The sequence below is a fragment of the Enterobacter cloacae complex sp. Mu1197 genome, assembly GCF_040059225.1.
Classification (GTDB): Bacteria; Pseudomonadota; Gammaproteobacteria; order Enterobacterales; family Enterobacteriaceae; genus Enterobacter; species Enterobacter quasiroggenkampii.
Genome location: NZ_CP157375.1, coordinates 4496469 through 4520918, shown reverse-complemented (window position 1 = coordinate 4520918; position 24450 = coordinate 4496469). Strand labels below are relative to the sequence as shown.

The following is a 24450-nucleotide window of genomic DNA, read 5'->3' as shown; positions in this document are numbered from 1 at the left end:
CATTGAGTGATCATTTATGCGTTTAAACCCCGGACAACAACAAGCCGTCGAATTTGTCACCGGACCGTGTCTGGTGCTGGCGGGGGCTGGATCCGGTAAAACCCGCGTGATCACCAACAAAATTGCGCACCTGATCCGCGGCTGTGGCTATCAGGCCCGGCACATTGCGGCGGTGACGTTTACCAATAAAGCGGCGCGTGAGATGAAAGAGCGTGTCGGTCAGACGCTGGGGCGCAAAGAGGCCCGGGGCCTGATGATCTCCACCTTCCACACGCTGGGGCTGGATATCATCAAGCGCGAGTATGCGGCGCTGGGCATGAAGTCCAACTTCTCCCTCTTTGATGACACCGACCAGGTGGCGTTGCTCAAAGAGCTCACCGAGGGGCTGATCGAAGATGACAAGGTGCTATTGCAGCAGCTGATCTCGACGATCTCAAACTGGAAAAACGATCTGATGACCCCGGCCCAGGCCGCGGCGATCGCCAAAGGCGAACGGGATCGCATCTTTGCCCACTGCTATGGTCTGTACGACGCGCACATGAAAGCGTGCAACGTGCTGGACTTTGACGACCTGATCCTGCTGCCGACGCTGCTGCTGCAGCGTAATGAAGAGGTTCGCGAGCGCTGGCAGAACAAAATCCGTTACCTGCTGGTGGATGAGTATCAGGATACCAACACCAGCCAGTACGAGCTGGTGAAGCTGCTGGTGGGGCAGCGCGCGCGTTTCACCGTGGTCGGCGATGATGACCAGTCAATTTACTCCTGGCGCGGCGCGCGTCCGCAAAACCTGGTGCTGCTGAGCAAAGATTTCCCGGCGCTGCAGGTGATTAAGCTGGAGCAGAACTACCGCTCCTCCGGGCGTATCCTGAAGGCCGCAAACATCCTGATTGCCAATAACCCGCACGTGTTTGAGAAGCGTCTCTTCTCCGAGCTGGGCTACGGGACGGAGCTGAAAGTGCTCAGCGCCAATAATGAAGAGCATGAAGCGGAGCGCGTCACCGGTGAACTGATCGCCCATCACTTCGTCAATAAAACCGAATATAAGGATTACGCGATCCTCTATCGCGGGAATCACCAGTCGCGCGTCTTTGAAAAGATGCTGATGCAGAACCGCATTCCGTACAAAATCTCGGGCGGGACCTCGTTCTTCTCACGGCCAGAGATCAAAGACCTGCTGGCCTATCTGCGCGTGCTCACTAACCCGGATGACGACAGCGCGTTTCTGCGTATTGTGAATACGCCAAAACGCGAGATTGGCCCGGCGACGCTGCAAAAACTCGGCGAGTGGGCGATGACGCGTAACAAAAGCCTGTTTACCGCCAGCTTCGACATGGGGCTAAGCCAGACGTTAACCGGTCGCGGCTATGATTCGTTAACGCGATTCACCCACTGGCTCGGCGAAGTGCAGCGTCTCGCGGAGCGCGAGCCGGTGGCGGCGGTGCGCGATCTCATTCACGGCATCGATTATGAGTCCTGGCTGTACGAAACCTCGGCCAGCCCGAAAGCCGCTGAGATGCGTATGAAGAACGTTAACCAGCTCTTCAGCTGGATGACCGAAATGCTGGAGGGCTCTGAAATCGACGAGCCGATGACCCTGACGCAGGTCGTCACCCGCTTTACCCTGCGCGACATGATGGAGCGTGGCGAGAGCGAAGAAGAGGCCGATCAGGTACAGCTGATGACGCTGCACGCGTCAAAAGGTCTGGAGTTCCCGTATGTCTATCTGGTTGGTATGGAAGAGGGGTTGTTACCGCATCAGAGCAGCATTGATGAAGACAACGTCGACGAGGAGCGCCGCCTGGCCTACGTGGGGATCACCCGCGCGCAGAAAGAGCTGACGTTCACACTGTGTAAAGAGCGCCGTCAGTATGGTGAACTTGTCCGCCCGGAGCCGAGCCGTTTCCTGCTGGAACTGCCGCAGGATGACCTGATCTGGGAGCAGGAACGCAAAGTAATTACTGCGGAAGAGCGGATGCACAAGGGGCAGGCTAACGTGGCGAACATTCGCGCCATGCTGGCAAAAGCCAAAGAGAAAGGATAATGATGAGTAGGCCGGGTAAGGCGAAGCCGCCACCCGGTAATGTTCAGCGTATTACTTCACTTCCAGCACCCAGTGCACATAGCTCTGCCACTGGCACTCCTGCTCGATCATCTCTGCCCCAAGCGGGTGACGTTCAATCCAGTTTTCCGGCAGCGTCAGCGACAGTTTTTCGTCATCGGCCACCAGGCCGATCGCAGGCAGCAAATCATCGCGACGGCGGCTGGCAAACAGAATCGCCAGACGCAGCAGGCGGCACAGATGTTCGGCCACGCGCGGCGGTACGGCGTTTTGCTGATGCAAAGACGAGAGATCAACGGCATTGGTCTGGTTCAGCAGCAGCGTTGCCAGCAATTTTTTCTGTGCGGGTGTATAGCCCGGTAAATCCAGGTTGCGCACCAGATACGCTGCATGAGCAGGAGCCTGCTTAAAATCAATACTCAGCCCCACTTCATGGAGCGCACAGGCGCTCAGCAGTAAATCGCGGCTCAGTGGTTCAAGATCCCAGACGTTAGCGACCTGATCGGCGAAGCGTGACGCCAGCTGCGATACGCGTCCTGCCTGATCGATATCAACCAGAAAACGACGCTGCACGTTGCGCAGGGTACGGCTGCGGATGTCCTGATCGACCGACAGATGCAGCATCCCGTAGACCAGACCTTCACGCAGCGCGCCGCCGGCCAGGGTCATACACTGGATGTTCAGTTCGGTGAAAATAGCGATCAGAATAGCCAGCCCGCTCGGGAAAACCAGCGCGCGTTCGAGCGTCAGGCCTTCAATTTCCAGCTCTTCAAGGCGTCCACACTGAATGGCGCGCTGTTTTAGCTGCTGAAGCTTGGCAAGCGTAATCCGCTCGTCCATTCCCTGCGCCATCATGATTTCCTGCAGGGCCTGCACGGTACCCGACGCACCCACGCAGACTTTCCAGCCGTGATAGCGCAGCTCGTCCATGACGGGACGTAACACCTCGCGCGCCGCATTTTCTGCCTCGTCGAAGTTCTCTTTACCCAGATTACGATCGGTAAAATAGCGCTCAAGCCAGGTCACGCAGCCCATCGACAGGCTGAACAGCGAGGTTGCCTGCGCGCCGGTGCCGGTCACCAACTCGGTACTGGCACCGCCGATATCCACCACCAGGCGGCGATCGTCACCCCCTGTGGTATGTGCAACCCCCTGATAAATCAGGCGAGCTTCTTCTTCACCGCTGATAACCTGAACCGGGCAACCGAGAATTTCCTGCGCTCTGGCAATAAAATCCACGGCGTTAACCGCAAGGCGGAGTGTCGCGGTGGCGACGACGGTGATTTGGGCATGCGGGATATCCTGCAGACGCTCGGCAAAGAGTCGCAGACACTGCCAGCCACGTTCCATGGCTTCAGGTGAGAGGTGATTGTCGCTGCTCAGGCCCGCCGCGAGGCGGACCTTGCGCTTAATGCGCGTCAGCGTTTGTATGCTTCCTGCCACCTCGCGCACAACCAGCATATGAAAACTATTCGAACCGAGATCGATTGCTGCATAAAGCGAGGTGGAGCTGAGCATATTTTCTTAACCTGAACGACGACGATTACGCGGTGCGCCGCCTGAACGACGCGGTCCATTGCCGGAGCGTGGGCGGGTTAGACGCTTAGGCGGCGGCAGTTCGCTTAACAGCGCTTCCGGATTGTATTTGCTCTGCGGAATAGAGTGACCGATGTAGGTCTCAATGGCCGGAAGATTCAGCGCATACTCTTCACACGCAAGGCTAATTGAATGACCGCTTGCGCCCGCACGACCGGTACGACCGATACGGTGTACGTAGTCTTCACAGTCGTCTGGCAGATCGTAGTTAAAGACGTGCGTTACGGCTGGAATGTGTAAACCACGTGCAGCCACGTCGGTGGCGACCAGAATATCGAGATCGCCACGGGTGAACTCTTCAAGAATTCGCAGGCGTTTTTTCTGCGCGACATCGCCGGTTAACAGGCCAACACGGTGGCCGTCTGCAGCCAGATGGCCCCAGATGTCTTCACAGCGGTGTTTGGTGTTCGCGAAGATAATGGCGCGATCTGGCCACTCTTCTTCAATCAGCGTCTGCAGCAGGCGCATCTTCTCTTCATTCGAAGGATAGAAGAGCTCTTCTTTAATGCGGTGACCCGTTTTCTGCTCCGGTTCCACTTCCACGTACTCGGCGTTGTTCATCTGTTCGAACGCCAGTTCGCGCACACGGTAGGAGAGGGTTGCAGAGAACAGCATATTCAGGCGCTGATTAGCCGGAGGCATACGGCGGAACAGCCAGCGGATGTCTTTAATGAAGCCCAGATCGTACATGCGGTCAGCTTCATCGAGCACCACAACCTGGATGGCACCGAGGTTAATGTGGTTCTGTTTGGCGTAATCGATAAGACGGCCGGTGGTACCGATCAGGATATCCACACCGCTTTCCAGCACTTTCAGCTGTTTATCGTAGCCGTCGCCGCCATAGGCCAGGCCCAGCTTCAGGCCGGTAGCCTGCGCCAGGGGTTCAGCGTCTGCGTGGATCTGTACCGCCAGTTCTCGCGTCGGGGCCATAATTAGCGCGCGCGGCTGGTTAACTTTGCGGTCTGCAATCGCTGGGTGAGAAAGTAAATAATGAAACGTTGACGTTAAAAACGCCATCGTTTTGCCGGTACCGGTTTGCGCCTGCCCGGCAACATCGCGACCGGCCAGCGTCAGCGGCAGCGCGAGGGCCTGAATGGGCGTGCAGTTATGAAACCCTTTATTTTCAAGGGCTTCAATCACCTTCGGGTGCAGCGCGAAGTCGGAAAACTTCTGTTCTGTTAAATGTGTTTTGCTCATAGTGTGGTAGAATATCAGCTTACTATTGCTTTACGAAAGCGTATCCGGTGAAATAAAGTCAACCTTTAGTTGGTTAATGCGACATCAACACGTCGTTGGTGGAGACAAAACCAACGTACCAGGCTTATTCCTGTGGAGTTATATATGAGCGATAAAATTATTCACCTGACTGACGACAGTTTTGACACGGACGTACTTAAGGCTGACGGGCTGATCCTCGTCGATTTCTGGGCTGAATGGTGTGGTCCTTGCAAAATGATCGCCCCGATTCTGGATGAGATCGCCGACGAATATCAGGGCAAACTGACCGTTGCCAAGCTGAACATCGACCAGAACCCGGGCACCGCGCCAAAATACGGTATCCGTGGCATTCCGACCCTGCTGCTGTTCAAAAACGGCGAAGTGGCGGCGACCAAAGTGGGCGCGCTGTCCAAAGGTCAACTGAAAGAGTTCCTGGACGCTAACCTGGCGTAAGGTTTCTCCGCTGCGCGTTCAGAGCTCCCGGCTAAATGATCTGGAACTCTGGACGCCCGGCTGAAGTCGTGCTAAGTTAGCTATGACTTCGTTTTAAACATATCTTGTTGTTTGAATCTTGTTTTACCCGATACTTCCCGCTGTTGACATATCCAGTGCGTGAAGTGGCTAAATTCCGGGCTTGTCACTCAATCCGTCTTGTCGTTTCAGTTCTGCGTTCTTTCCCTGTGACCAGACAGCGAACAGACATGAGTTGATGGCCGCTAAACAGGCATGGATGACCCTGCCATACCATTCACAACATTAAGTTCGAGAATCACCCCGAGTTTAAGAACCCACACCATTATGAATCTTACCGAATTAAAGAATACGCCGGTTTCTGAGCTGATCACTCTCGGCGAAAATATGGGGCTGGAAAACCAGGCTCGTATGCGCAAGCAGGACATCATTTTCGCCATCCTAAAGCAGCACGCTAAGAGTGGCGAAGATATCTTTGGCGACGGTGTGCTGGAGATATTGCAAGACGGATTTGGTTTCCTCCGCTCTGCAGACAGCTCCTACCTCGCCGGCCCTGACGACATCTACGTATCCCCCAGCCAAATCCGCCGTTTCAACCTCCGCACTGGTGACACCATTTCAGGTAAGATTCGTCCTCCTAAAGAGGGTGAACGCTACTTTGCACTGTTGAAAGTCAATGAAGTTAACTTCGACAAACCTGAAAACTCGCGTAATAAGATCCTCTTTGAGAACTTAACGCCGCTGCACGCGAACTCTCGCCTGCGCATGGAACGTGGTAACGGTTCGACCGAAGACTTAACCGCGCGTGTTCTGGATCTGGCATCACCTATTGGTCGCGGCCAGCGTGGTCTGATTGTGGCGCCGCCAAAAGCGGGTAAAACCATGCTGCTGCAGAACATCGCGCAGAGCATCGCCTATAACCACCCAGACTGTGTGCTGATGGTGCTGCTGATTGACGAACGTCCGGAAGAAGTGACCGAGATGCAGCGTCTGGTTAAAGGTGAAGTGGTTGCTTCAACCTTCGATGAGCCAGCATCTCGCCACGTTCAGGTTGCGGAAATGGTTATCGAGAAGGCAAAACGCCTGGTTGAGCACAAGAAAGACGTGATCATCCTGCTCGACTCCATCACCCGTCTGGCGCGTGCCTACAACACCGTGGTGCCAGCGTCTGGTAAAGTGCTGACCGGTGGTGTGGATGCTAACGCCCTGCATCGTCCGAAACGCTTCTTCGGTGCTGCACGTAACGTGGAAGAGGGCGGCAGCCTGACCATCATCGCGACGGCGCTGATCGATACAGGTTCCAAAATGGACGAAGTGATTTACGAAGAGTTTAAAGGTACAGGCAACATGGAACTGCACCTCTCTCGTAAGATCGCTGAAAAACGCGTCTTCCCGGCTATCGACTACAACCGTTCCGGTACCCGTAAAGAAGAGCTGCTCACCACTCAGGAAGAGCTGCAGAAAATGTGGATCCTGCGCAAAATCATCCATCCAATGGGTGAAATCGACGCGATGGAGTTCCTCATTAACAAACTGGCGATGACCAAAACCAACGACGATTTCTTCGACATGATGAAACGCTCGTAACGCAAATAAAGCCAGCGAACGCCACGTTTTTACGTGGCGTTTTTCTTTTATGGACTATACGCTAGTACCACCTACTCCCAATTTTGACGTGTAGGTGTAACAATAAGACGATTCGTAGAGTAAAAACATTAATAGCTTGAATAATATACAAATGAGGTCACAAGAGGTTTACTTTTACCTTCGGGCTATGAGCCTTCATGGTTATACTTCCGAGACTAACATTTGTTGAGAATCCATTGTGAACCTATTCGATACGTTTACTGATCTAACCAGTATTTTTTTATTCACCACCTGTTTTCTGTTTATTGCGCGTAAGGTGGCGAAATACGTGGGGTTAGTGGATAAACCCAACTTCCGGAAACGTCATCAGGGTATGATCCCCCTGGTGGGTGGTATCTCAGTATTTGCTGGTATTTGCTATGCCTTCGCAATTGCTAACTACTATGTCCCACATGTCAAATTATACCTGATGTGTTCAACGGTACTGGTTATCGTCGGCGCGCTTGACGATCGTTATGACATCAGCGTTAAAATTCGCGCCTTTGTGCAGGCGGCAGTTGGCATTGCCATGATGGTTTCAGCAAAACTCTACTTGAGTAGCCTGGGCTATATTTTTGGCTCGTGGGAGATGGTGCTCGGCCCGTTCGGTTATTTTCTGACGCTTTTCGCCGTATGGGTGGCTATAAACGCATTCAACATGGTCGATGGTATTGATGGCTTGCTGGGGGGACTCTCCTGCGTCTCATTTGCCGCGATCGGTTTTATTTTGTGGTTTGACGGACAATATAGTCTTGCTATGTGGTGCTTCGCCATGATTGCCGCCATCCTGCCTTATATCCTGTTAAACCTCGGTGCGCTGGGGCGTCGCTATAGGGTGATGCGGGCAGTACACTCATTGGGTTTACCGTCATCTGGATCTTGCTGGAAACGACTCAGGGACAAGTCCATCCTATCAGCCCTGTTACCGCGTTGTGGATTATCGCTATCCCGTTAATGGATATGGTTGCGATAATGTATCGCCGCTTGCGCAAAGGGATGAGTCCCTTCTCAGCCGACCGACAGCATATTCATCATTTGATCATGAGAGCTGGATTCACCTCCAGACAGGCATTTGTTTTGATAACCGTAGCGGCTGCTATCCTTGCGGGAGTGGGTGTTGCCGCGGAGTATGCTCATTTTGTGCCAGAATGGGTCATGTTGGTATTATTCTTGCTAGCATTTTTCCTGTACGGCTACTGCATTAAGCGCGCATGGAAAGTGGCGCGGTTCATAAAACGTATTAAACGCCGGATGCGTCGTAACAGTGGCAAAAACACAACATTAACTAAATAAAACCGGGACTATGATGACTCAACCGTTGGCGGGAGCGAAATCAGTGGTAACAGAGAATGAACTGGATATTCGGGGTTTGTTTCGCGTGTTATGGGCAGGCAAACTTTGGATTGCGGGGATCGCGCTGGGATTTGCACTGTTAGCGCTGGCCTATACGTTCTTTGCAAAACAGGAATGGAGCGCCACGGCAATCACGGACAAACCAACGGTTAACATGCTTGGGGGATACTATTCCCAGCAGCAATTCCTGCGAAACCTGGATATCAAAGCCAACCTTGCCACGCCAGATCAGGTTTCCGTTATGGATGAGGCCTACAAAGAGTTTGTGATGCAACTGGCTTCGTGGGATACGCGTCGCGACTTCTGGTCCCAGACGGATTACTACAAGCAGCGTCGGGTTGATAACACCAAAGCCGATGCCGCCCTGCTGGACGATCTGATTAACAATATTCAGTTTATGCCGGGCGACGCGCTGCGTAACGTGAATGACAGCGTCAAGCTGATTGCAGAAACCGCGCCGGATGCCAACAACCTGTTGCGTCAATACGTCGCGTTTGCCAGCCAGCGTGCCGCAAGCCATCTTAACGAAGAGCTTAAAGGCGCCTGGGCGGCCCGTACCATCCAGATGAAAGCCCAGGTGAAACGTCAGGAAGAGGTGGCTAAAGCGATTTTCACTCGCCGTGTACACAACATTGAGCAGGCGCTGAAAATTGCGGAACAGCACAATATTTCTCGTAGTGAGACGGACGTGCCGGCTGATGAACTGCCTGACTCTGAAATGTTCCTTCTTGGTCGCCCTATGCTGCAGGCACGCCTGGAAAATCTCCAGGCCGTCGGTCCTGATGTTGACCTCGATTACGATCAAAATCGCGCGATGCTCAATACGCTTAATGTCGGTCCCTCTCTGGACCCGCGTTTTCAGACCTATCGTTATTTGCGAACGCCTGAAGAACCTGTAAAACGCGACAGTCCGCGTCGTGCATTCCTGATGATCATGTGGGGGATTGTCGGTGCACTGGCGGGCGCTGGCGTGGCGTTAACGCGTCGTCGCACAAACTAAGAATGCCGTCTACGATGAAGGCTGCGGCCTTCATCGCCTAATCGAAGAGAATCGATGTGAAAGTACTAACCGTATTTGGCACCAGGCCGGAGGCCATTAAGATGGCACCTCTGGTTCATGCCCTGGCCAGCGATCCTGATATTGAAGCGAAAGTCTGCGTCACGGCCCAGCACCGTGAGATGCTTGACCAGGTCTTAACGCTCTTTTCCATCGTCCCGGATTACGACCTTAATATTATGAAACCGGGGCAAGGGTTGACGGAGATAACCTGTCGCATACTGCAAGATCTCAAGCCGATCCTGGAGTCATTCAAGCCTGACGTGGTGCTGGTACACGGAGATACCACCACGACCGTGGCGACCAGCCTGGCCGCGTTTTATCAACGTATTCCCGTGGGGCATGTCGAGGCGGGTCTGCGTACCGGCAATCTGTATTCGCCGTGGCCGGAGGAAGCCAACCGCACGCTAACGGGCCACCTGGCGATGTACCACTTTGCGCCAACGGAAAACTCGCGTCAGAACCTGCTGCGTGAAAATATCGCCGATAACAAAATCTTTGTGACCGGCAATACGGTCATCGATGCGTTAATTTGGGTACGTGACCGCGTCCTCGCAAACGACGATCTTAAGAAAGAACTCGCTGCCCGCTATCCCTTCCTGCACAACGGTAAAAAAACCATACTGGTGACGGGCCACCGACGCGAAAGCTTTGGCCGGGGCTTTGAGCAAATCTGTCACGCGCTGGCTGAAATCGCCGCGCAGAACGACGATGTGCAGATTGTCTATCCGGTCCATCTCAATCCTAACGTCAGCGAGCCGGTTAACCGCATCCTGGGTCATGTTGAAAATGTCCTTCTGATTGAACCTCAGGACTACCTGCCGTTTGTCTGGCTGATGAACCATGCCTGGCTGATCCTTACCGATTCCGGCGGCATTCAGGAGGAAGCGCCCTCTCTCGGCAAGCCGGTTCTGGTGATGCGTGAAACCACGGAACGTCCGGAAGCGGTGAAAGCCGGGACGGTGCGTCTGGTTGGCACCAACGCGCAGCTCATTGTCGAAGAAGTCACGCGCCTTCTGCATGACGATGAAACGTATCAGGCGATGAGCCGGGCCCATAATCCTTATGGAGACGGGCAGGCTTGTGGCCGTATTTTGCATGCACTTAAACACAATCAGGTATCGCTATGAGTTTTACTACCCTCTCTGTCATTGGTCTTGGCTACATCGGCTTGCCCACCGCGGCGGCGTTTGCCTCTCGTCAGAAACAGGTTATCGGTGTGGATATCAACGCCCGCGCGGTGGAAACCATTAACCGTGGCGAAATTCATATTGTCGAGCCCGATCTGGATCGTGTAGTGAAAGAGGCGGTGGAGGGCGGCTTCCTGCGTGCCAGCACGACGCCCGTTGAAGCGGATGCCTACCTGATTGCCGTTCCAACGCCCTTTAAAGGCGACCATGAGCCCGACATGGTCTACGTCGAGGCGGCGGCGAAGTCCATTGCCCCTGTGCTGAAGAAAGGGGCGCTGGTGATTCTGGAATCGACCTCTCCCGTCGGCGCTACCGAGCAGATGGCGCAGTGGCTGGCCGACGCGCGCCCTGATTTAAGCTTCCCACAGCAGGCGGGGGAGCAGGCAGATATCAATATCGCCTACTGCCCGGAGCGCGTACTTCCGGGCCAGGTCATGGTCGAACTGATTAAAAACGACCGCGTCATTGGCGGTATGACGCCCGTCTGTTCCGAACGCGCCAGCGCGCTGTACAAGATTTTCCTGGAAGGCGAATGCGTGGTGACCAACTCCCGCACCGCCGAGATGTGTAAGCTGACGGAAAACAGCTTCCGCGACGTCAATATCGCCTTTGCGAACGAACTGTCGCTGATCTGCGCCGATCAGGGGATTAACGTATGGGAGTTGATTAGCCTGGCGAACCGCCATCCGCGCGTCAACATTCTCCAGCCAGGCCCGGGCGTGGGTGGACACTGTATCGCCGTCGATCCGTGGTTTATTGTGGCGCAGAACCCAGCGCAGGCGCGCCTGATTCGCACCGCGCGTGAAGTCAATGACAGCAAACCTCACTGGGTACTCAATCAGGTCAAAACCACGGTAGCGGATTGTCTGGCAGAGAGCGGCAAGCGCGCCAGAGAGCTGAAAATTGCCTGCTTTGGTCTGGCCTTCAAACCGAATATTGACGACCTGCGTGAAAGCCCGGCGATGGAAATTGCTCAGATGATTGCCGAATGGCACAAGGGTGAAACGCTGGTGGTTGAGCCGAATATTCATGAACTGCCGGCAAAACTGGCGGGGCACTGCACGCTGACAGCGCTGGATGAGGCACTGGCGACGGCGGACGTACTGGTGCTGCTGGTGGATCATAAAGCGTTTAAAGCGACGCCTGGTGATGCGGTGCGTCAGAAGTATGTGGTTGATACCAAAGGCGTCTGGCGTTGAACAGCCTGAACGGGGTACTCGAGCCCCTGCAGTGGGAGAGTGCCTTTTTCGGCCTGCCGTCGGCCATTGTGCGCCTGCGCGATGATGCGCCGGTACTGGCTGAATCAGATTTGAACGCCTGGCAACGGATTCAGGCGAAGATCCCGGCGGACCGTACCGACCTGCTTGACGCGCTCCAGCAACGCGGCTTTCAGCTGGTTGAAGGTGAGGCAGACCTTTCCATAACCCTCACCCGGCACGATGCGCCCGATGCGGATATGGCAACCGAACAGGATATTCCCGTGCTGCGTCAGATGGCGGCTCAGGCGTTTGCGCAGAGTCGCTTTCGTACGCCCTGGTATGCACCTGACGATAGCGGACGTTTTTATGCCCAGTGGATAGAAAACGCGGTTAAAGGCACCTTTGATCACGTCTGCCTGGTTTTCCGCGCAGGGGACGGTCAACTCCAGGGGTTCGTCTCGCTTCGCAAGCTCAACGCGCGCGAGGCGCGTATTGGCTTATTAGCCGGGCGTGGCATGGGTGAGAAGCTCATGCAGGCGGCGCTGCACTGGGCGCAGCAGCAGCAGGTTGAGACGCTGCGGGTGGCGACCCAGGTGGGCAACACCGCCGCGCTTAAACGTTATATTGCGAGTGGTGCCAACATCGACGCCACCGCCTACTGGTTATACAGGTGACAAGATGATTCCATTTAACGCACCACCCGTCGTCGGAACGGAACTCGACTATATGCAGTCTGCCATGGGCAGCGGCAAACTCTGCGGTGACGGCGGTTTTACCCGTCGCTGTCAGCAGTGGATGGAACAGCGTTTTCGCAGCGCCAAAGTGCTGCTGACCCCGTCCTGTACGGCATCGCTGGAAATGGCCGCGCTGCTGCTGGATATCCAGCCCGGCGATGAAGTGATCATGCCGAGCTACACCTTCGTTTCCACGGCGAACGCGTTTGTCCTGCGCGGGGCGAAAATCGTCTTTGTGGATATCCGCCCGGATACCATGAATATTGATGAGACGCTGATTGAAGCGGCGATCACCGACAAAACGCGCGCGATCGTGCCGGTTCACTACGCGGGCGTGGCTTGTGAAATGGACACCATCATGGCCATCGCCAAAAAACATAACCTGTTTGTGGTGGAAGATGCCGCCCAGGGTGTGATGTCGACCTACAAGGGACGCGCGCTGGGCACCATCGGCCATATCGGCTGCTTTAGCTTCCACGAAACCAAAAACTACACGGCAGGCGGAGAAGGTGGCGCGACGCTGATTAACGATCGGGCGCTCGTGGAGCGTGCGGAGGTGATCCGCGAAAAAGGCACCAACCGCAGCCAGTTCTTCCGCGGCCAGGTCGACAAATACACCTGGCGCGATATTGGCTCCAGCTATCTGATGGCGGATCTGCAGGCCGCGTACCTGTGGGCGCAGCTGGAAGCCGCGGATCGCATCAACCTGCAGCGTCTCTCCCTGTGGCAAACCTATTACGATGCGCTTGAGCCTCTGGCCAAAGCCGGGCGTATTGAGCTGCCGACTATCCCGGCAGATTGCGTCCACAACGCGCACATGTTCTACATCAAGCTGCGCGATAACGACGACCGGAGCGAGCTTATCGCCTGGCTGAAAGAAGCCGAAATTATGGCGGTGTTCCACTATATTCCGCTGCACTCCAGCCCGGCGGGCGAAGCGTTTGGAACGTTCGCGGGTGAAGACCGTTACACCACCAAAGAAAGTGAGCGGTTGCTTCGTCTGCCACTGTTCTACAACCTCGCGCCAGTTAACCAGCGTACGGTGATTAATACCCTTCTGAGCTATTTCGGCTGATATGTCTCTGGCAAAAGCATCGGTGTGGACCGCCGCGTCCACGCTTGTAAAAATTGGCGCCGGGCTGCTGGTCGTCAAGCTGCTTGCTGTCTCATTTGGCCCCTCTGGCGTGGGGCTAGCGGGTAATTTCCGCCAGCTTGTCACCGTCCTTGGGGTGCTTGCCGGTGCCGGTATCTTCAACGGCGTGACCAAATACGTTGCGCAGTATCATGATGATGCGGCCCAGCTTCGCAGGGTCGTGGGCACCTCCTCGGCGATGGTCACGGGTTTTTCGACCCTGATGGCGATTATCTTTCTGCTGGCGGCGGCGCCCATCAGTCAGGGATTATTCGGTCACACCCACTATCAGGGGCTGGTGCGTCTGGTCGCATTGGTGCAGATGGGGATTGCCTGGGCTAACCTGCTGCTGGCGCTGATGAAAGGGTTTCGTGATGCGGCCGGGAACGCGCTTGCGTTGATCCTGGGCAGCGTCATCGGCGTGATTGCCTATTATTTCTGCTATCGCCTGGGGGGCTATGAAGGCGCACTGCTGGGGCTGGCGCTGGTTCCGGCGCTGGTTGTTGTGCCTGCGGCATTTATGCTGATGCGTCGGGGCGTCATCCCCCTGAGCTACCTCAAGCCGCAATGGGATAAAGTGCTTGTCAGCCAGCTGGGTAAATTTACCCTGATGGCGCTCATCACCTCCGTCACGCTGCCGGTGGCCTACGTGATGATGCGAAACCTGCTGGCGGCGCATTATAGCTGGGATGAAGTGGGGATCTGGCAGGGCGTGAGCAGTATTTCCGACGCCTATCTCCAGTTTATTACGGCTTCCTTTAGCGTTTATTTGCTGCCAACCTTATCGCGTTTGACCTCCAGACAGGATATTACGCGTGAGATTTTCCGGTCGCTGCGCTTTGTATTGCCGGCTGTTGCGGCTGCCAGCTTTACCGTCTGGCTATTGCGCGATGTCGCCATCTGGCTGCTGTTTTCGGCGAAGTTCATCGCCATGCGCGATCTCTTTGCCTGGCAGCTGGTGGGTGATGTACTGAAAGTGGGGGCTTACGTTTTCGGCTATCTGGTGATAGCAAAAGCCTCCCTGCGGCTGTATATCCTGGCGGAAATTAGCCAGTTTGCATTACTGACCTCGTTCTCGCACTGGCTGATACCCGCGCACGGCGCGCTGGGGGCGGCTCAGGCCTACATGGCAACCTATATCGTTTATTTCGCCGCCTGTTGCGGTGTATTTTTATTGTGGCGTAAACGCGCATGACTGCACTGATTCACATCCTGGGATCGGATATCCCACACCATAACCAGACCGTTTTGCGGTTCTTCAACGACGAGCTGGCATCGGGGGATCCTGATGCGCGTGAGTTTATGGTTGCAGGTCAGGATAAGGGCCTGAGCGAGGCGTTTCCGGCGCTGACGATTCGCTTCTGGCCTGATAAGGCCACGCTGGCAAAGGCGGTCGTTGCCAGGGCGAAAGCCGACCGCGAGCAACGATTCTTCTTCCACGGGCAGTTTAACACCGGCCTGTGGCTGGCGCTTCTCAGCGGAGGGATTAAACCCTCCCAGTGCAGCTGGCATATCTGGGGAGCCGATCTTTATGAAGTCTCCCGCGGCTGGAAATTCCGTCTTTTCTATCCATTGCGCCGCATGGCGCAGGGGCGCGTGGGCTGCGTTTTTGCTACCCGCGGCGATCTCAACTATTTTGCTAAACAGCACCCCAACGTGCGCGGCGAGTTGCTTTATTTCCCCACCCGCATGGATCCGGCGCTGAACGCCATGGCCAATGACGCGGTGCGTGAAGGCAAGCTGACGATCCTGGTGGGGAATTCCGGCGATCGCAGTAACGAACATGTCGCGGCGCTCAGGGCGGTGCATCAACAGTTTGGCGACACGGTGAACGTGGTGGTGCCGATGGGCTATCCCGCCAACAACGACGCCTATATTGACGAGGTTCGCCAGCAGGGACTGGCGCTGTTTAGCGCAGAAAATCTGCATATCCTCAGCGATAAGCTGGAATTTGAGGAATATCTCGCACTGCTGAGAAAATGCGATCTCGGCTATTTCATCTTTGCCCGACAGCAGGGAATTGGCACACTGTGTCTGCTGATTCAGGCGGGGGTACCGTGCGTGCTCAACCGCGACAACCCGTTCTGGCAGGACATGGCCGAGCAGCATATTCCGGTGCTGTTTACCTCAGACACGCTGAACGTCGAGGTGGTACGTGAAGCTCAACGTCAGCTCACGCTGGTGGATAAAAACAGCATCGATTTTTTCAGCCCGAATTATCTCACGCCGTGGCACCGCGCGCTGCGTATCGCTTCAGGAGACAAAGCATGAGTCAGTTGCAATTCAGCGGCTTACTGGTTGTCTGGCTTCTGAGCGCCCTGTTTATCGCCACGCTCACCTGGTTTGAATTCCGCCGGGTGCGCTTCAACTTTAACGTCTTCTTCTCGTTACTGTTCCTGCTGACGTTCTTTTTCGGCTTCCCGCTCACCAGCATTCTGGTCTTCCGTTTTGACGTGAGCGTCGCGCCGCCGGACATTCTGCTCCAGGCGCTTCTGGCGGCGACCTGCTTCTATGCGGTCTACTACGTCACCTATAAAACGCGTCTGCGTTCAGCGCAGACAGCTGCCCCGCGTCGGGCGCTCTTTACCATGAATAGGGTGGAAACCCACCTGACATGGGTGATGCTGATGACCATCGCCCTGGTCAGCGTCGGCATCTTCTTCATGCATAACGGCTTCCTGCTGTTTAAGCTCCACTCCTACAGCCAGATTTTTTCGGCCGAGGTTTCGGGCGTGGCGCTTAAGCGTTTCTTCTACTTCTTCATCCCGGCGATGCTGGTGATCTTCTTCCTGCGCCAGGACAGCAAAGCGTGGCTGTTCTTCCTGGTGAGTACCGTCGCGTTTGGCATCCTGACCTACATGATTGTGGGCGGCACGCGCGCGAACATTATCATCGCCTTCGCCATCTTCCTGTTTATCGGCATCATCCGCGGCTGGATCTCGCTGTGGATGTTGGTTGCGGCAGGCGTGTTTGGCATTGTGGGGATGTTCTGGCTGGCGCTGAAACGGTACGGAATGAACGTGGCGGGTGATGAGGCGTTTTATACGTTCCTCTACCTCACGCGCGATACGTTCTCGCCGTGGGAAAACCTGGCATTACTGCTGCAAAACTACGACAAGATTGATTTCCAGGGGCTGGCGCCGATTGTTCGCGACTTCTACGTCTTTATCCCTTCCTGGCTATGGCCGGATCGCCCTGGTGTGGTGCTCAATACCGCGAACTATTTTACCTGGGAAGTGCTGAACAACCATTCCGGTCTGGCAATTTCACCCACGCTGATCGGTTCCCTGGTGGTGATGGGCGGGGCATGGTTCATTCTGCCCGGGGCGGTTGCCGTGGGGCTGATCATCAAGTGGTTCGACTGGCTTTACGTGCGTGGCAACGAAGAGACCAACCGCTATAAAGCGGCCATTTTGCACAGTTTCTGCTTTGGTGCCATTTTCAATATGATCGTTCTGGCGCGCGAAGGGCTGGACTCGTTCGTTTCGCGCGTAGTGTTCTTCATGGTTGTTTTCGGCGTCTGCCTGTTATTGGCCAAACTGTTGTACTGGCTGTTTGACAGCGCCGGGCTTGTGCACAAGCGCGAGCGGCAGGGCAGCACAACGCTGTCGCAAGTCTGAGTAAGGATAGTAATGACTGATAGAATTTCTGCACCGCGCTATGCGCTACGTGGCCTGCAGCTTATTGGCTGGCGCGACATGCAGCACGCGCTGGACTTTCTGTTCGCCGACGGCAAGATGAAATCCGGTACGCTGGTGGCCATCAACGCGGAAAAAATGCTGGCGGTTGAGGATAACGCGGAAGTCAAAAGCCTGATTGAAGCGGCCGAATTTAAATACGCGGACGGGATCAGCGTGGTCCGCTCTATCCGTAAAAAGTATCCTGACGCTAATGTTTCCCGCGTCGCGGGGGCCGATCTCTGGGAGCAGCTTATGGCCCGCGCAGGCGCGCAGGGTACGCCCGTGTTCCTGATTGGCGGGAAGCCGGAGATACTGGCCCAGACGGAGGAGAAACTGCGTCGTCAATGGAATGTTAATATTGTCGGCAGCCAGGATGGTTACTTCAAACCGGAAGATCGGCAGACGCTGTTTGAGCGCGTTCGTGACAGTGGGGCAAAGATTGTCACCGTGGCGATGGGGTCCCCGCGCCAGGAGATTTTGATGCGTGACTGCCGCCTGGTCTGCCCGGATGCCCTCTACATGGGCGTAGGGGGTACGTACGACGTCTTTACAGGCCACGTTAAGCGTGCGCCAACGGTCTGGCAATATCTTGGGCTGGAGTGGTTGTATCGTCTGCTATCGCAACCGACACGCATTAAACGACAGATCCGTCTGCTTCGCTACCTCGTCTGGCATTACACCGGAAAAATGTAATCAAAATGTAGCGCGATATGCTATTCGCGCTGCAACTCGCCTGCAAAACTGCTGATAATCTGTGCAATGCATTCATTTTTTTAATGCATCGTTTGCCATTTGGCAGATTTTAAGAAACCATTCGCTCCGTATTTTAGTCCCCCTAAAAAACAATACCCGGTCTTAAGCCGGGAAACAGCAAACACAATCGAGGATCTATGGCAGAGAAAAAACCGGAGCTGCAGCGTGGGCTGGAAGCTCGTCATATTGAACTGATAGCGCTGGGCGGCACTATCGGCGTGGGCCTGTTTATGGGCTCCGCAAGCACGCTCAAGTGGGCAGGCCCTTCCGTATTACTGGCGTACATTATCGCCGGGCTGTTTGTTTTCTTCATCATGCGTTCCATGGGCGAAATGCTCTTCCTGGAGCCGGTAACCGGCTCTTTCGCCGTTTACGCGCATCGTTATATGAGCCCGTTCTTCGGCTATCTGACGGCCTGGTCATACTGGTTTATGTGGATGGCGGTGGGCATCTCCGAGATCACCGCGATAGGGGTTTACGTCCAGTTCTGGTTCCCGGATATGGCTCAGTGGATACCCGCGCTCATTGCCGTGGGGCTGGTGGCGCTGGCAAACCTGGCCGCCGTGCGTCTTTACGGTGAGATCGAGTTCTGGTTTGCGATGATCAAAGTCACCACCATCATCGTGATGATTGTCGTCGGCCTGGGCGTGATTTTCTTCGGCTTTGGCAACGGTGGACATGCTATCGGCTTTGGTAACCTGACCGAAAACGGCGGCTTCTTTGCCGGCGGCTGGAAGGGCTTCCTGACGGCGCTGTGTATCGTTGTAGCGTCGTACCAGGGCGTTGAGCTGATCGGTATTACCGCCGGTGAAGCGAAAAATCCACAGGTCACGCTGCGTAGTGCGGTGGGCAAAGTGCTGTGGCGCATCCTGATTTTCTATGTGGGCGCCATCTTCGTTATCGTGACCATCTTCCCGTGGAACGAAATAGGCTCGACGGGCAGCCCGTTTGTTTTAACCTTCGCCAAAATTGGTATCACGGCGGCGGCGGGCATCATCAACTTTGTGGTCCTGACGGCCGCGCTGTCAGGCTGTAACAGCGGGATGTACAGCTGTGGGCGTATGCTCTACGCGCTCTCGAAGAATAACCAGCTGCCTGCGGCAATGAGTAAAGTTTCACGTGCCGGGGTGCCGGTGGCGGGCGTGGCGGTCTCCATTGCAATCCTGCTGATTGGATCTTGCCTGAATTACATCATTCCTAATCCGCAGCGGGTGTTCGTTTACGTCTACAGCGCCAGCGTCCTGCCGGGCATGGTGCCGTGGTTTGTTATTCTCATCAGCCAGCTGCGTTTCCGTCATGCGCATAAAAAGGCGATTGAAAGCCATCCGTTCCGTTCAATTCTGTTCCCCTATGCGAACTATTTGACGATGGCGTTCCTGATTTGCGTATTAATCGGAATGTACTTTAATGAAGATACCCGCATGTCGCTGTTTGTCGGGGTGATCTTCCTGGCCGCCGTGACGGCTGCCTATAAGCTTTTTGGCCTGGGTCGCCGTGCCACCACGCAGAAAGTGGAGGAATAAGCGGCAAAATGTGCAAACCATAACCAAACGCGCATTTTTTTCAAAAAAGCACTAGACAGCGGGGACGGAGGTACGTAATATCCAGCCCCGCAACGGCGCTAAGCGCCCGTAGCTCAGCTGGATAGAGCGCTGCCCTCCGGAGGCAGAGGTCTCAGGTTCGAATCCTGTCGGGCGCGCCATTTTAGTCCCGGCGCTAGAGCTGCGGTGGTCTGAGAAGTAGTCAGTACCGCGTGAAAGAATACAGTGGTGGCTATAGCTCAGTTGGTAGAGCCCTGGATTGTGATTCCAGTTGTCGTGGGTTCGAATCCCATTAGCCACCCCATTATTGAAAGAGTTGTGAATTGCGAAGGTGGCGGAATTGGTAGACGCGCTAGCTTCAGGTGTTAGTGTCCTTAGGATGTGGGGGTTCGAGTCCCCCCCCTCGCACCACGACTTTTTAAATGAATTGAACTAAAAATTCAAAAAAGCAGTACATCGGCGAGTAGCGCAGCTTGGTAGCGCAACTGGTTTGGGACCAGTGGGTCGGAGGTTCGAATCCTCTCTCGCCGACCAATTTTGAACCCCGCTTCGGCGGGGTTTTTTGTTTTCTGCCATTTTTCATCCCTGTAGTCATTCCCCGACAGCGTCCGGTTTCATTGTCGCGATTCAGCGACATACAATCCATTGAAAATAAAACAATTATTCATACTTCCATTTTGCTGTCTCCTCCTGGCGACAGAATTCTGTCCTTACCGATACATTGTGGAGCTTAAGACGGCGCTTAACAGCATAATTTCCTTTTATCTTAAAATGTTGCGTCATGTAAACGTTTTGGGTGCGAACCTGGCACGTTACGTGCAATAATATGCGTGTAGATGCTCATTCCATCTCTTATGTTCGCCTTCGTGCCTCATAAACTCCGGAATGACGCAGAGCCATTTACGGTGCTTATCGTCCACTGACAGATGTCGCTTCGGCCTCATCAGACACCATGGACATAACGTTGAGTGAAGCACCAAATATGTTGTCTTACAGACCTGTTTTAACGCCTGCTTTTATAGCAGGCGTTTTTTTATGCCTTATTCCCGATACCGGCGCACGATCAGGGCAACCATCACCAGGGCCGCTGACGAGACGGCATAGAGTGCCGCTACTGAGCCAAACCCGGCAGCCACTGCCGCAGCGATGCCGGTAAAAAGAGAGGCGCTGAGCGTTTGCCAGCGCCAGGCTTTCCCACTGGCTGAAGCGGTTTGCGTGAGATGAAAACTACTGAGTACCCCAAACGTCCCGGCTGCGAAGAGAATATTCGAGGCAAGATGTGCGATAAAGATCGCCCCCAGTGCACATGCCATCCATCCGGACAACAACGGTAGCGTTCCATAAGCGGCCAGAAAGATGCCGAGACAAACGATGATGCGCGGCGTGTGAGCGGCAAAACGCGTCAGGCTCTCTTTCTTTAGCAGCATGGGACCGCAAAGCTGACCCATGCTTCTTGCGAAAAGCAGCGGCAGAGCAAGGCCCGCCGCATCCTGAGGATGGATTTGCTGTGCCAGCGCCGGAAGCAGCGCCATAGCCGGAGAGCCGACGGCCGCCAGCGACGGCAGAAGGAGTAGACTGCGTTTCTGCCGAACGGTCATCGTCCGCCAGCGTAATGCCGCAGGGGCTTCCTCTTCCCCGGAGGACGGGAGTGATGGCGCAGAAAACCGGCGTCCAGCCAGCCATAGCATGAGCAGTGACCCGAGAAAGCTGGCGGTATCAATGGCCAGCAGGGTAAACACGGACGTCTTCTGGAACAGCACCACGCCCAGGCCAGTCCCTAACAATACCTGCGAAGCAAAAATCACATTTTCCAGACAGGTCGCAGCAGGCAGCTCTGCTTCGCTAAGTCCGCGCTTAAAGAGCAACGTCAGCGCGGGCCAGCTCATCCCGCTGAGCAGCGCTTCTGTGGATTGTACGGCGAGTAATGCGGCAACGCTGTGATAACCCACACCAAGCAGGGGAAAGAGCAGGGCGAGCAGGCCCAGCCCTTCGGTCAGTATCAGCAGGGATATCGGAGACCAGCGTGAGCATAGCTTTTCGCCGATCGTACTGCCGATAAATCCCGGTACCGTCGCGAAAAGAAAAGCAAGGGTAAGCAGAGCGGGCGGAGCTGACCATGCTAACAGCAAGCCGAAGACCACAACCTGGGTTAAGCCATTCCCCAGCGAAGAAAAGATAAAAGCACAGGCAAGCAGGCGCAGCCAGCGGTGGCAGCGCAGCGCTTCAATTAGCGCATATAAAAGCGAGTTCATGACGATTTCCTTTCAAAAACGATTTAGTCCACGCTGCAGCAAGTGCGCGTGTATGAAAAAAAGTTAATGAAAAGACATCGTTACATTGGCAGGTTCGTTTGCAGATGCGGGTGTAAAGAATGTAGCAGGAGAAAGGCGATAAAAAAAGGAGGCCATCTGGCCTCCTGATGAATTACTGCTGCGTACCGTTATTTTGCAGCGTCAGCAACAGCCCATCACGGCGCATGGCGGCCGCCTCTTCCGGCTTATGCTGCTTGTCCAGCGTATCGGCAAGCCATGCGTAGTCGAAGGCATCCGGACGCTGCTTGAGTGCGGCGCGGAAGGCGAGGCTCGCCTCCTGCCATTCGCCATGCTTCATCAACGACTGGCCGAGCGTGCTCCACAGCAGCGGGCGATCGCCAACAGTTTTAATCTGCTGGCGCAGCACTTTTTCGATTTGCTCAGGATTGTTGGTTTTCAGGCGCGGGATCACCATCACCAGGCGATCGTCGTACTGGCGCTTCAGACCGTCGAGGAGGATCTCCTGAGCTGTGTCGTGATCGTCACACTCGATGAGATGTTCTGCCATCGCCACCTGCAGAGGAACCTGCTGGCGCGTTTTACGGCTCTGATTCTTCCACCAGGTTTTCAGACCGTCGCTGCCCAGGTCAGCGCGCGCCTGATCCATCAGGCCTATCCACGCCAGACGCTGAAGCTCGTCACGATGTTCATCGTCGCCCACCTCGGCCTTCGCCATCGATGGAATGATGTCCAGCAGTGAGCCCCAGGCGCCGGTACGAATATAGGCCTGCTCGGCAAGACGCAGCACTTCCGGATGACGCGGCGCGACTTCCAGCAGACGGTCGATGCCGTGGCGAGCCGCGTGATTCTCATTGCGTGCCAGCTGCAGACGAACGCGCGTGATTTCCACCGGAATCGGGTCGCCGTGAGCCAGCTCAGCCGCTCGCTCCAGGTGCTGATTAGCGCGGGCTTCGTCACCGCGCTGCTGCGCTGCTTCGGCCGCCAGCAGATAGTTCACCACCGGCTGTTCGGCGTGGTCGGCGTTTTTCGACATCAGCTTTTCAACCTGCTGATAGTCACCCTCTGCGAGCTTAAGCAGCGCCTGCTCGGTCTGTTTACGGGCGCGGCGGCGCTTACGGCCAACGAACCAGCCGCGGGTATGGGCACCGGTACGGAAAATACGGCGCAGGATCCACTCGATCGCAAACAGCACCACCACGCCGAGGATCAGAATGATCGTCAGACCCGTTACGCTGGTTTCAATGTTGTAGTTATCGGTCTGGATCAGGACGTAACCCTGATGACCCGCAAGCATAGGCCCCAGGACGATCCCGGCGATCAGCAGGATGAAGAGTAAGAGGACTTTTAGCATCATTACTCTCCCTGCGGTGCGCTTTCAGGCGCAGGAGCCGTCGCTGGAGCCGCTCCGCTCGTCTGCTCTGCCGGTACGCCCGGCTGTGCCAGCAGGTTTCGTACGCGCGTCTGCATCAGTTTCTCCAGAATCGGCTGGCTGGCCAGCTTATCCGGCACGTTCATGGTGATGTTCTGCTGGCTGAGCTTATCAATGTCTTCGAGGAAGGCGGTGGTCGTCGCATCATCGGTGTTGTAGTAGGCGCGTACCCACGTTGAGACGTTATCCAGCGCCTGTTTGTAGGTCTCTTCCTGATGACGCGGCACGGCCTGGGCAGCGACCAGCAGGCGGGAACGAATGTTCTCGCGCAGATAGATGTCCTGGTTCGGGGCGAGCAGCGGTACGGCCGTTTCGTCACGACGGCGGACAGTGATAAAGCTGTCCATAAAGTTCTGCCAGCTTTTTTGCAGGTTAATGCGCCATTCGCTCAGGGAGCTCGAAAGCTCGGTACCGTCGGAATCCATCGGGGAGTCGTCGTCGTTATTATCCGCCAGCTGAAGGTTATCAATCTGATTCGACAGCTGATTCACTTTAAGGATAATGCCGTCGTAATCCACCTGCGAGACGGCGGAGAGGCTGGCGATGTCTTCGGTAATCGCGCGACGGGCGGTAATAAGACTTGGGTCGTTCATGTCCGCCAGGCTTGCATCGGCGCTTTTCAGCAGCGCGGCAGCGGTGGTGACGTCCTGATCGCTCCAGAGCTTACGTCCGGCGAGCTTCACCAGGAAGTCAGCCTGCGAGAGCAGCCAGGTTTTGGCATCGGTACCGGAAATGGTGGCGACTTTCTGCTGTACTTCACCCAGCTGTTTGGTCAGCTCTTCCTGTTTGCTGTTCGCTTCGGCGAGCGCTGCGGCCTGCTGCTTAATCACGGCTTCCAGCTCGGTTTTCTGCGTCTCCTGCTCTTTTTGCAGGGCAGTGAGCTGATTCACCAGCGCGTCGCTGGTAGACGTCTGGTTAGCGCTCTGTTGCTTCACCAGCCCGTACAGGCCAACCCCCGCTGCCAGCGCAATGGCGATGGCAATCGCGCTCAGCGTGAGGCTTGTTTTGTTGCTGCCGTTTTTCTTCTCAGCGGTTTTCTCAGTCGTCTCTGGCTGTGGCGTCGTCTCCACAGTCTCCCTGGTCTCTTCAACCACGGCGGAGGATTTGTCGTGTTCCGTCATTATGGCTTCCCATTTGAG

The 24450-nt window shown here is 55.4% G+C and carries 18 protein-coding genes, 4 tRNA genes and 1 pseudogene; 18 read left to right on the top strand and 5 right to left on the bottom strand.

Annotation, left to right across the window (positions count from 1 at the left end; genetic code table 11):
• The first annotated feature begins 16 nt into the window (after positions 1 to 16).
• Entirely contained in the window at positions 17 to 2041 is a 2025-nt protein-coding gene (gene rep / locus ABFV38_RS21310; RefSeq protein WP_008501569.1) for a DNA helicase Rep, read from the top strand.
• A gap of 51 nt (positions 2042 to 2092) precedes the next feature.
• On the opposite strand, the gene gppA is transcribed toward rep, so the two are convergent.
• Positions 2093 to 3577: a guanosine-5'-triphosphate,3'-diphosphate diphosphatase gene (gene gppA / locus ABFV38_RS21305; RefSeq protein ID WP_063622989.1), complete on the bottom strand. Its 1485-nt coding sequence runs from the start codon at positions 3575 to 3577 to the stop codon at positions 2093 to 2095.
• Between the two features lie 6 nt (positions 3578 to 3583).
• Positions 3584 to 4852 (bottom strand): ATP-dependent RNA helicase RhlB, encoded by a 1269-nt coding sequence (rhlB, locus tag ABFV38_RS21300; RefSeq protein WP_021242834.1) that lies wholly within the window; start codon positions 4850 to 4852, stop codon positions 3584 to 3586.
• A gap of 144 nt (positions 4853 to 4996) precedes the next feature.
• Between rhlB and trxA the strand changes: the two genes are divergently transcribed.
• From trxA to ABFV38_RS21215, 17 genes and pseudogenes are all read left to right on the top strand, one after another.
• Positions 4997 to 5326: a thioredoxin TrxA gene (gene trxA, locus ABFV38_RS21295; protein ID WP_006179218.1), complete on the top strand. Its 330-nt coding sequence runs from the start codon at positions 4997 to 4999 to the stop codon at positions 5324 to 5326.
• A gap of 345 nt (positions 5327 to 5671) precedes the next feature.
• Positions 5672 to 6931 (top strand): transcription termination factor Rho, encoded by a 1260-nt coding sequence (gene rho / locus ABFV38_RS21290; protein WP_008501566.1) that lies wholly within the window; start codon positions 5672 to 5674, stop codon positions 6929 to 6931.
• 238 nt (positions 6932 to 7169) lie between these two features.
• Positions 7170 to 8263: pseudogene (wecA, locus tag ABFV38_RS21285) on the top strand (UDP-N-acetylglucosamine--undecaprenyl-phosphate N-acetylglucosaminephosphotransferase).
• Between the two features lie 13 nt (positions 8264 to 8276).
• Positions 8277 to 9323 (top strand): ECA polysaccharide chain length modulation protein, encoded by a 1047-nt coding sequence (gene wzzE / locus ABFV38_RS21280; RefSeq protein WP_045909242.1) that lies wholly within the window; start codon positions 8277 to 8279, stop codon positions 9321 to 9323.
• A 56-nt stretch (positions 9324 to 9379) separates the two neighbouring features.
• Entirely contained in the window at positions 9380 to 10510 is a 1131-nt protein-coding gene (gene wecB / locus ABFV38_RS21275; protein WP_063622987.1) for a UDP-N-acetylglucosamine 2-epimerase (non-hydrolyzing), read from the top strand.
• Positions 10507 to 11769: a UDP-N-acetyl-D-mannosamine dehydrogenase gene (wecC, locus tag ABFV38_RS21270; protein WP_348958009.1), complete on the top strand. Its 1263-nt coding sequence runs from the start codon at positions 10507 to 10509 to the stop codon at positions 11767 to 11769. Before wecB ends, wecC begins: the two co-directional genes overlap by 4 nt.
• Positions 11766 to 12443: a dTDP-4-amino-4,6-dideoxy-D-galactose acyltransferase gene (rffC, locus tag ABFV38_RS21265; RefSeq protein WP_348958007.1), complete on the top strand. Its 678-nt coding sequence runs from the start codon at positions 11766 to 11768 to the stop codon at positions 12441 to 12443. The genes wecC and rffC overlap by 4 nt, the downstream gene beginning before the upstream one ends.
• A gap of 4 nt (positions 12444 to 12447) precedes the next feature.
• Positions 12448 to 13578 (top strand): dTDP-4-amino-4,6-dideoxygalactose transaminase, encoded by a 1131-nt coding sequence (gene rffA / locus ABFV38_RS21260; RefSeq protein ID WP_045909238.1) that lies wholly within the window; start codon positions 12448 to 12450, stop codon positions 13576 to 13578.
• A gap of 1 nt (position 13579) precedes the next feature.
• Positions 13580 to 14830 (top strand): lipid III flippase WzxE, encoded by a 1251-nt coding sequence (gene wzxE, locus ABFV38_RS21255; RefSeq protein WP_348958006.1) that lies wholly within the window; start codon positions 13580 to 13582, stop codon positions 14828 to 14830.
• Entirely contained in the window at positions 14827 to 15906 is a 1080-nt protein-coding gene (locus tag ABFV38_RS21250; protein ID WP_111968120.1) for a TDP-N-acetylfucosamine:lipid II N-acetylfucosaminyltransferase, read from the top strand. Before wzxE ends, ABFV38_RS21250 begins: the two co-directional genes overlap by 4 nt.
• Positions 15903 to 17255: an ECA oligosaccharide polymerase gene (wzyE, locus tag ABFV38_RS21245; RefSeq protein ID WP_048030792.1), complete on the top strand. Its 1353-nt coding sequence runs from the start codon at positions 15903 to 15905 to the stop codon at positions 17253 to 17255. Before ABFV38_RS21250 ends, wzyE begins: the two co-directional genes overlap by 4 nt.
• 12 nt (positions 17256 to 17267) lie before the next feature.
• Entirely contained in the window at positions 17268 to 18008 is a 741-nt protein-coding gene (gene wecG, locus ABFV38_RS21240; RefSeq protein ID WP_348958004.1) for a lipopolysaccharide N-acetylmannosaminouronosyltransferase, read from the top strand.
• 197 nt (positions 18009 to 18205) lie between these two features.
• A complete protein-coding gene (locus ABFV38_RS21235; RefSeq protein WP_045909233.1) occupies positions 18206 to 19591 on the top strand; it encodes an amino acid permease in 1386 nt (461 codons plus the stop codon).
• Between the two features lie 102 nt (positions 19592 to 19693).
• Positions 19694 to 19770: transfer RNA gene (locus ABFV38_RS21230), tRNA-Arg, on the top strand.
• Positions 19771 to 19837: 67 nt separating this feature from the next.
• A tRNA-His gene (locus ABFV38_RS21225) sits at positions 19838 to 19913 on the top strand.
• Positions 19914 to 19934: 21 nt separating this feature from the next.
• Positions 19935 to 20020, top strand: a tRNA-Leu gene (locus ABFV38_RS21220).
• A gap of 46 nt (positions 20021 to 20066) precedes the next feature.
• Positions 20067 to 20143: transfer RNA gene (locus tag ABFV38_RS21215), tRNA-Pro, on the top strand.
• Positions 20144 to 20649: 506 nt separating this feature from the next.
• On the opposite strand, the gene ABFV38_RS21210 is transcribed toward ABFV38_RS21215, so the two are convergent.
• From ABFV38_RS21210 to hemX, 3 genes are all read right to left on the bottom strand, one after another.
• On the bottom strand, positions 20650 to 21861 hold the full coding sequence (locus tag ABFV38_RS21210; protein WP_348958003.1) for an MFS transporter: 1212 nt from the start codon (positions 21859 to 21861) through the stop codon (positions 20650 to 20652).
• Between the two features lie 172 nt (positions 21862 to 22033).
• Entirely contained in the window at positions 22034 to 23233 is a 1200-nt protein-coding gene (hemY, locus tag ABFV38_RS21205; RefSeq protein WP_008501551.1) for a protoheme IX biogenesis protein HemY, read from the bottom strand.
• A gap of 2 nt (positions 23234 to 23235) precedes the next feature.
• On the bottom strand, positions 23236 to 24432 hold the full coding sequence (gene hemX, locus ABFV38_RS21200; RefSeq protein WP_196353185.1) for a uroporphyrinogen-III C-methyltransferase: 1197 nt from the start codon (positions 24430 to 24432) through the stop codon (positions 23236 to 23238).
• Between the last annotated feature and the right edge of the window lie 18 nt (positions 24433 to 24450).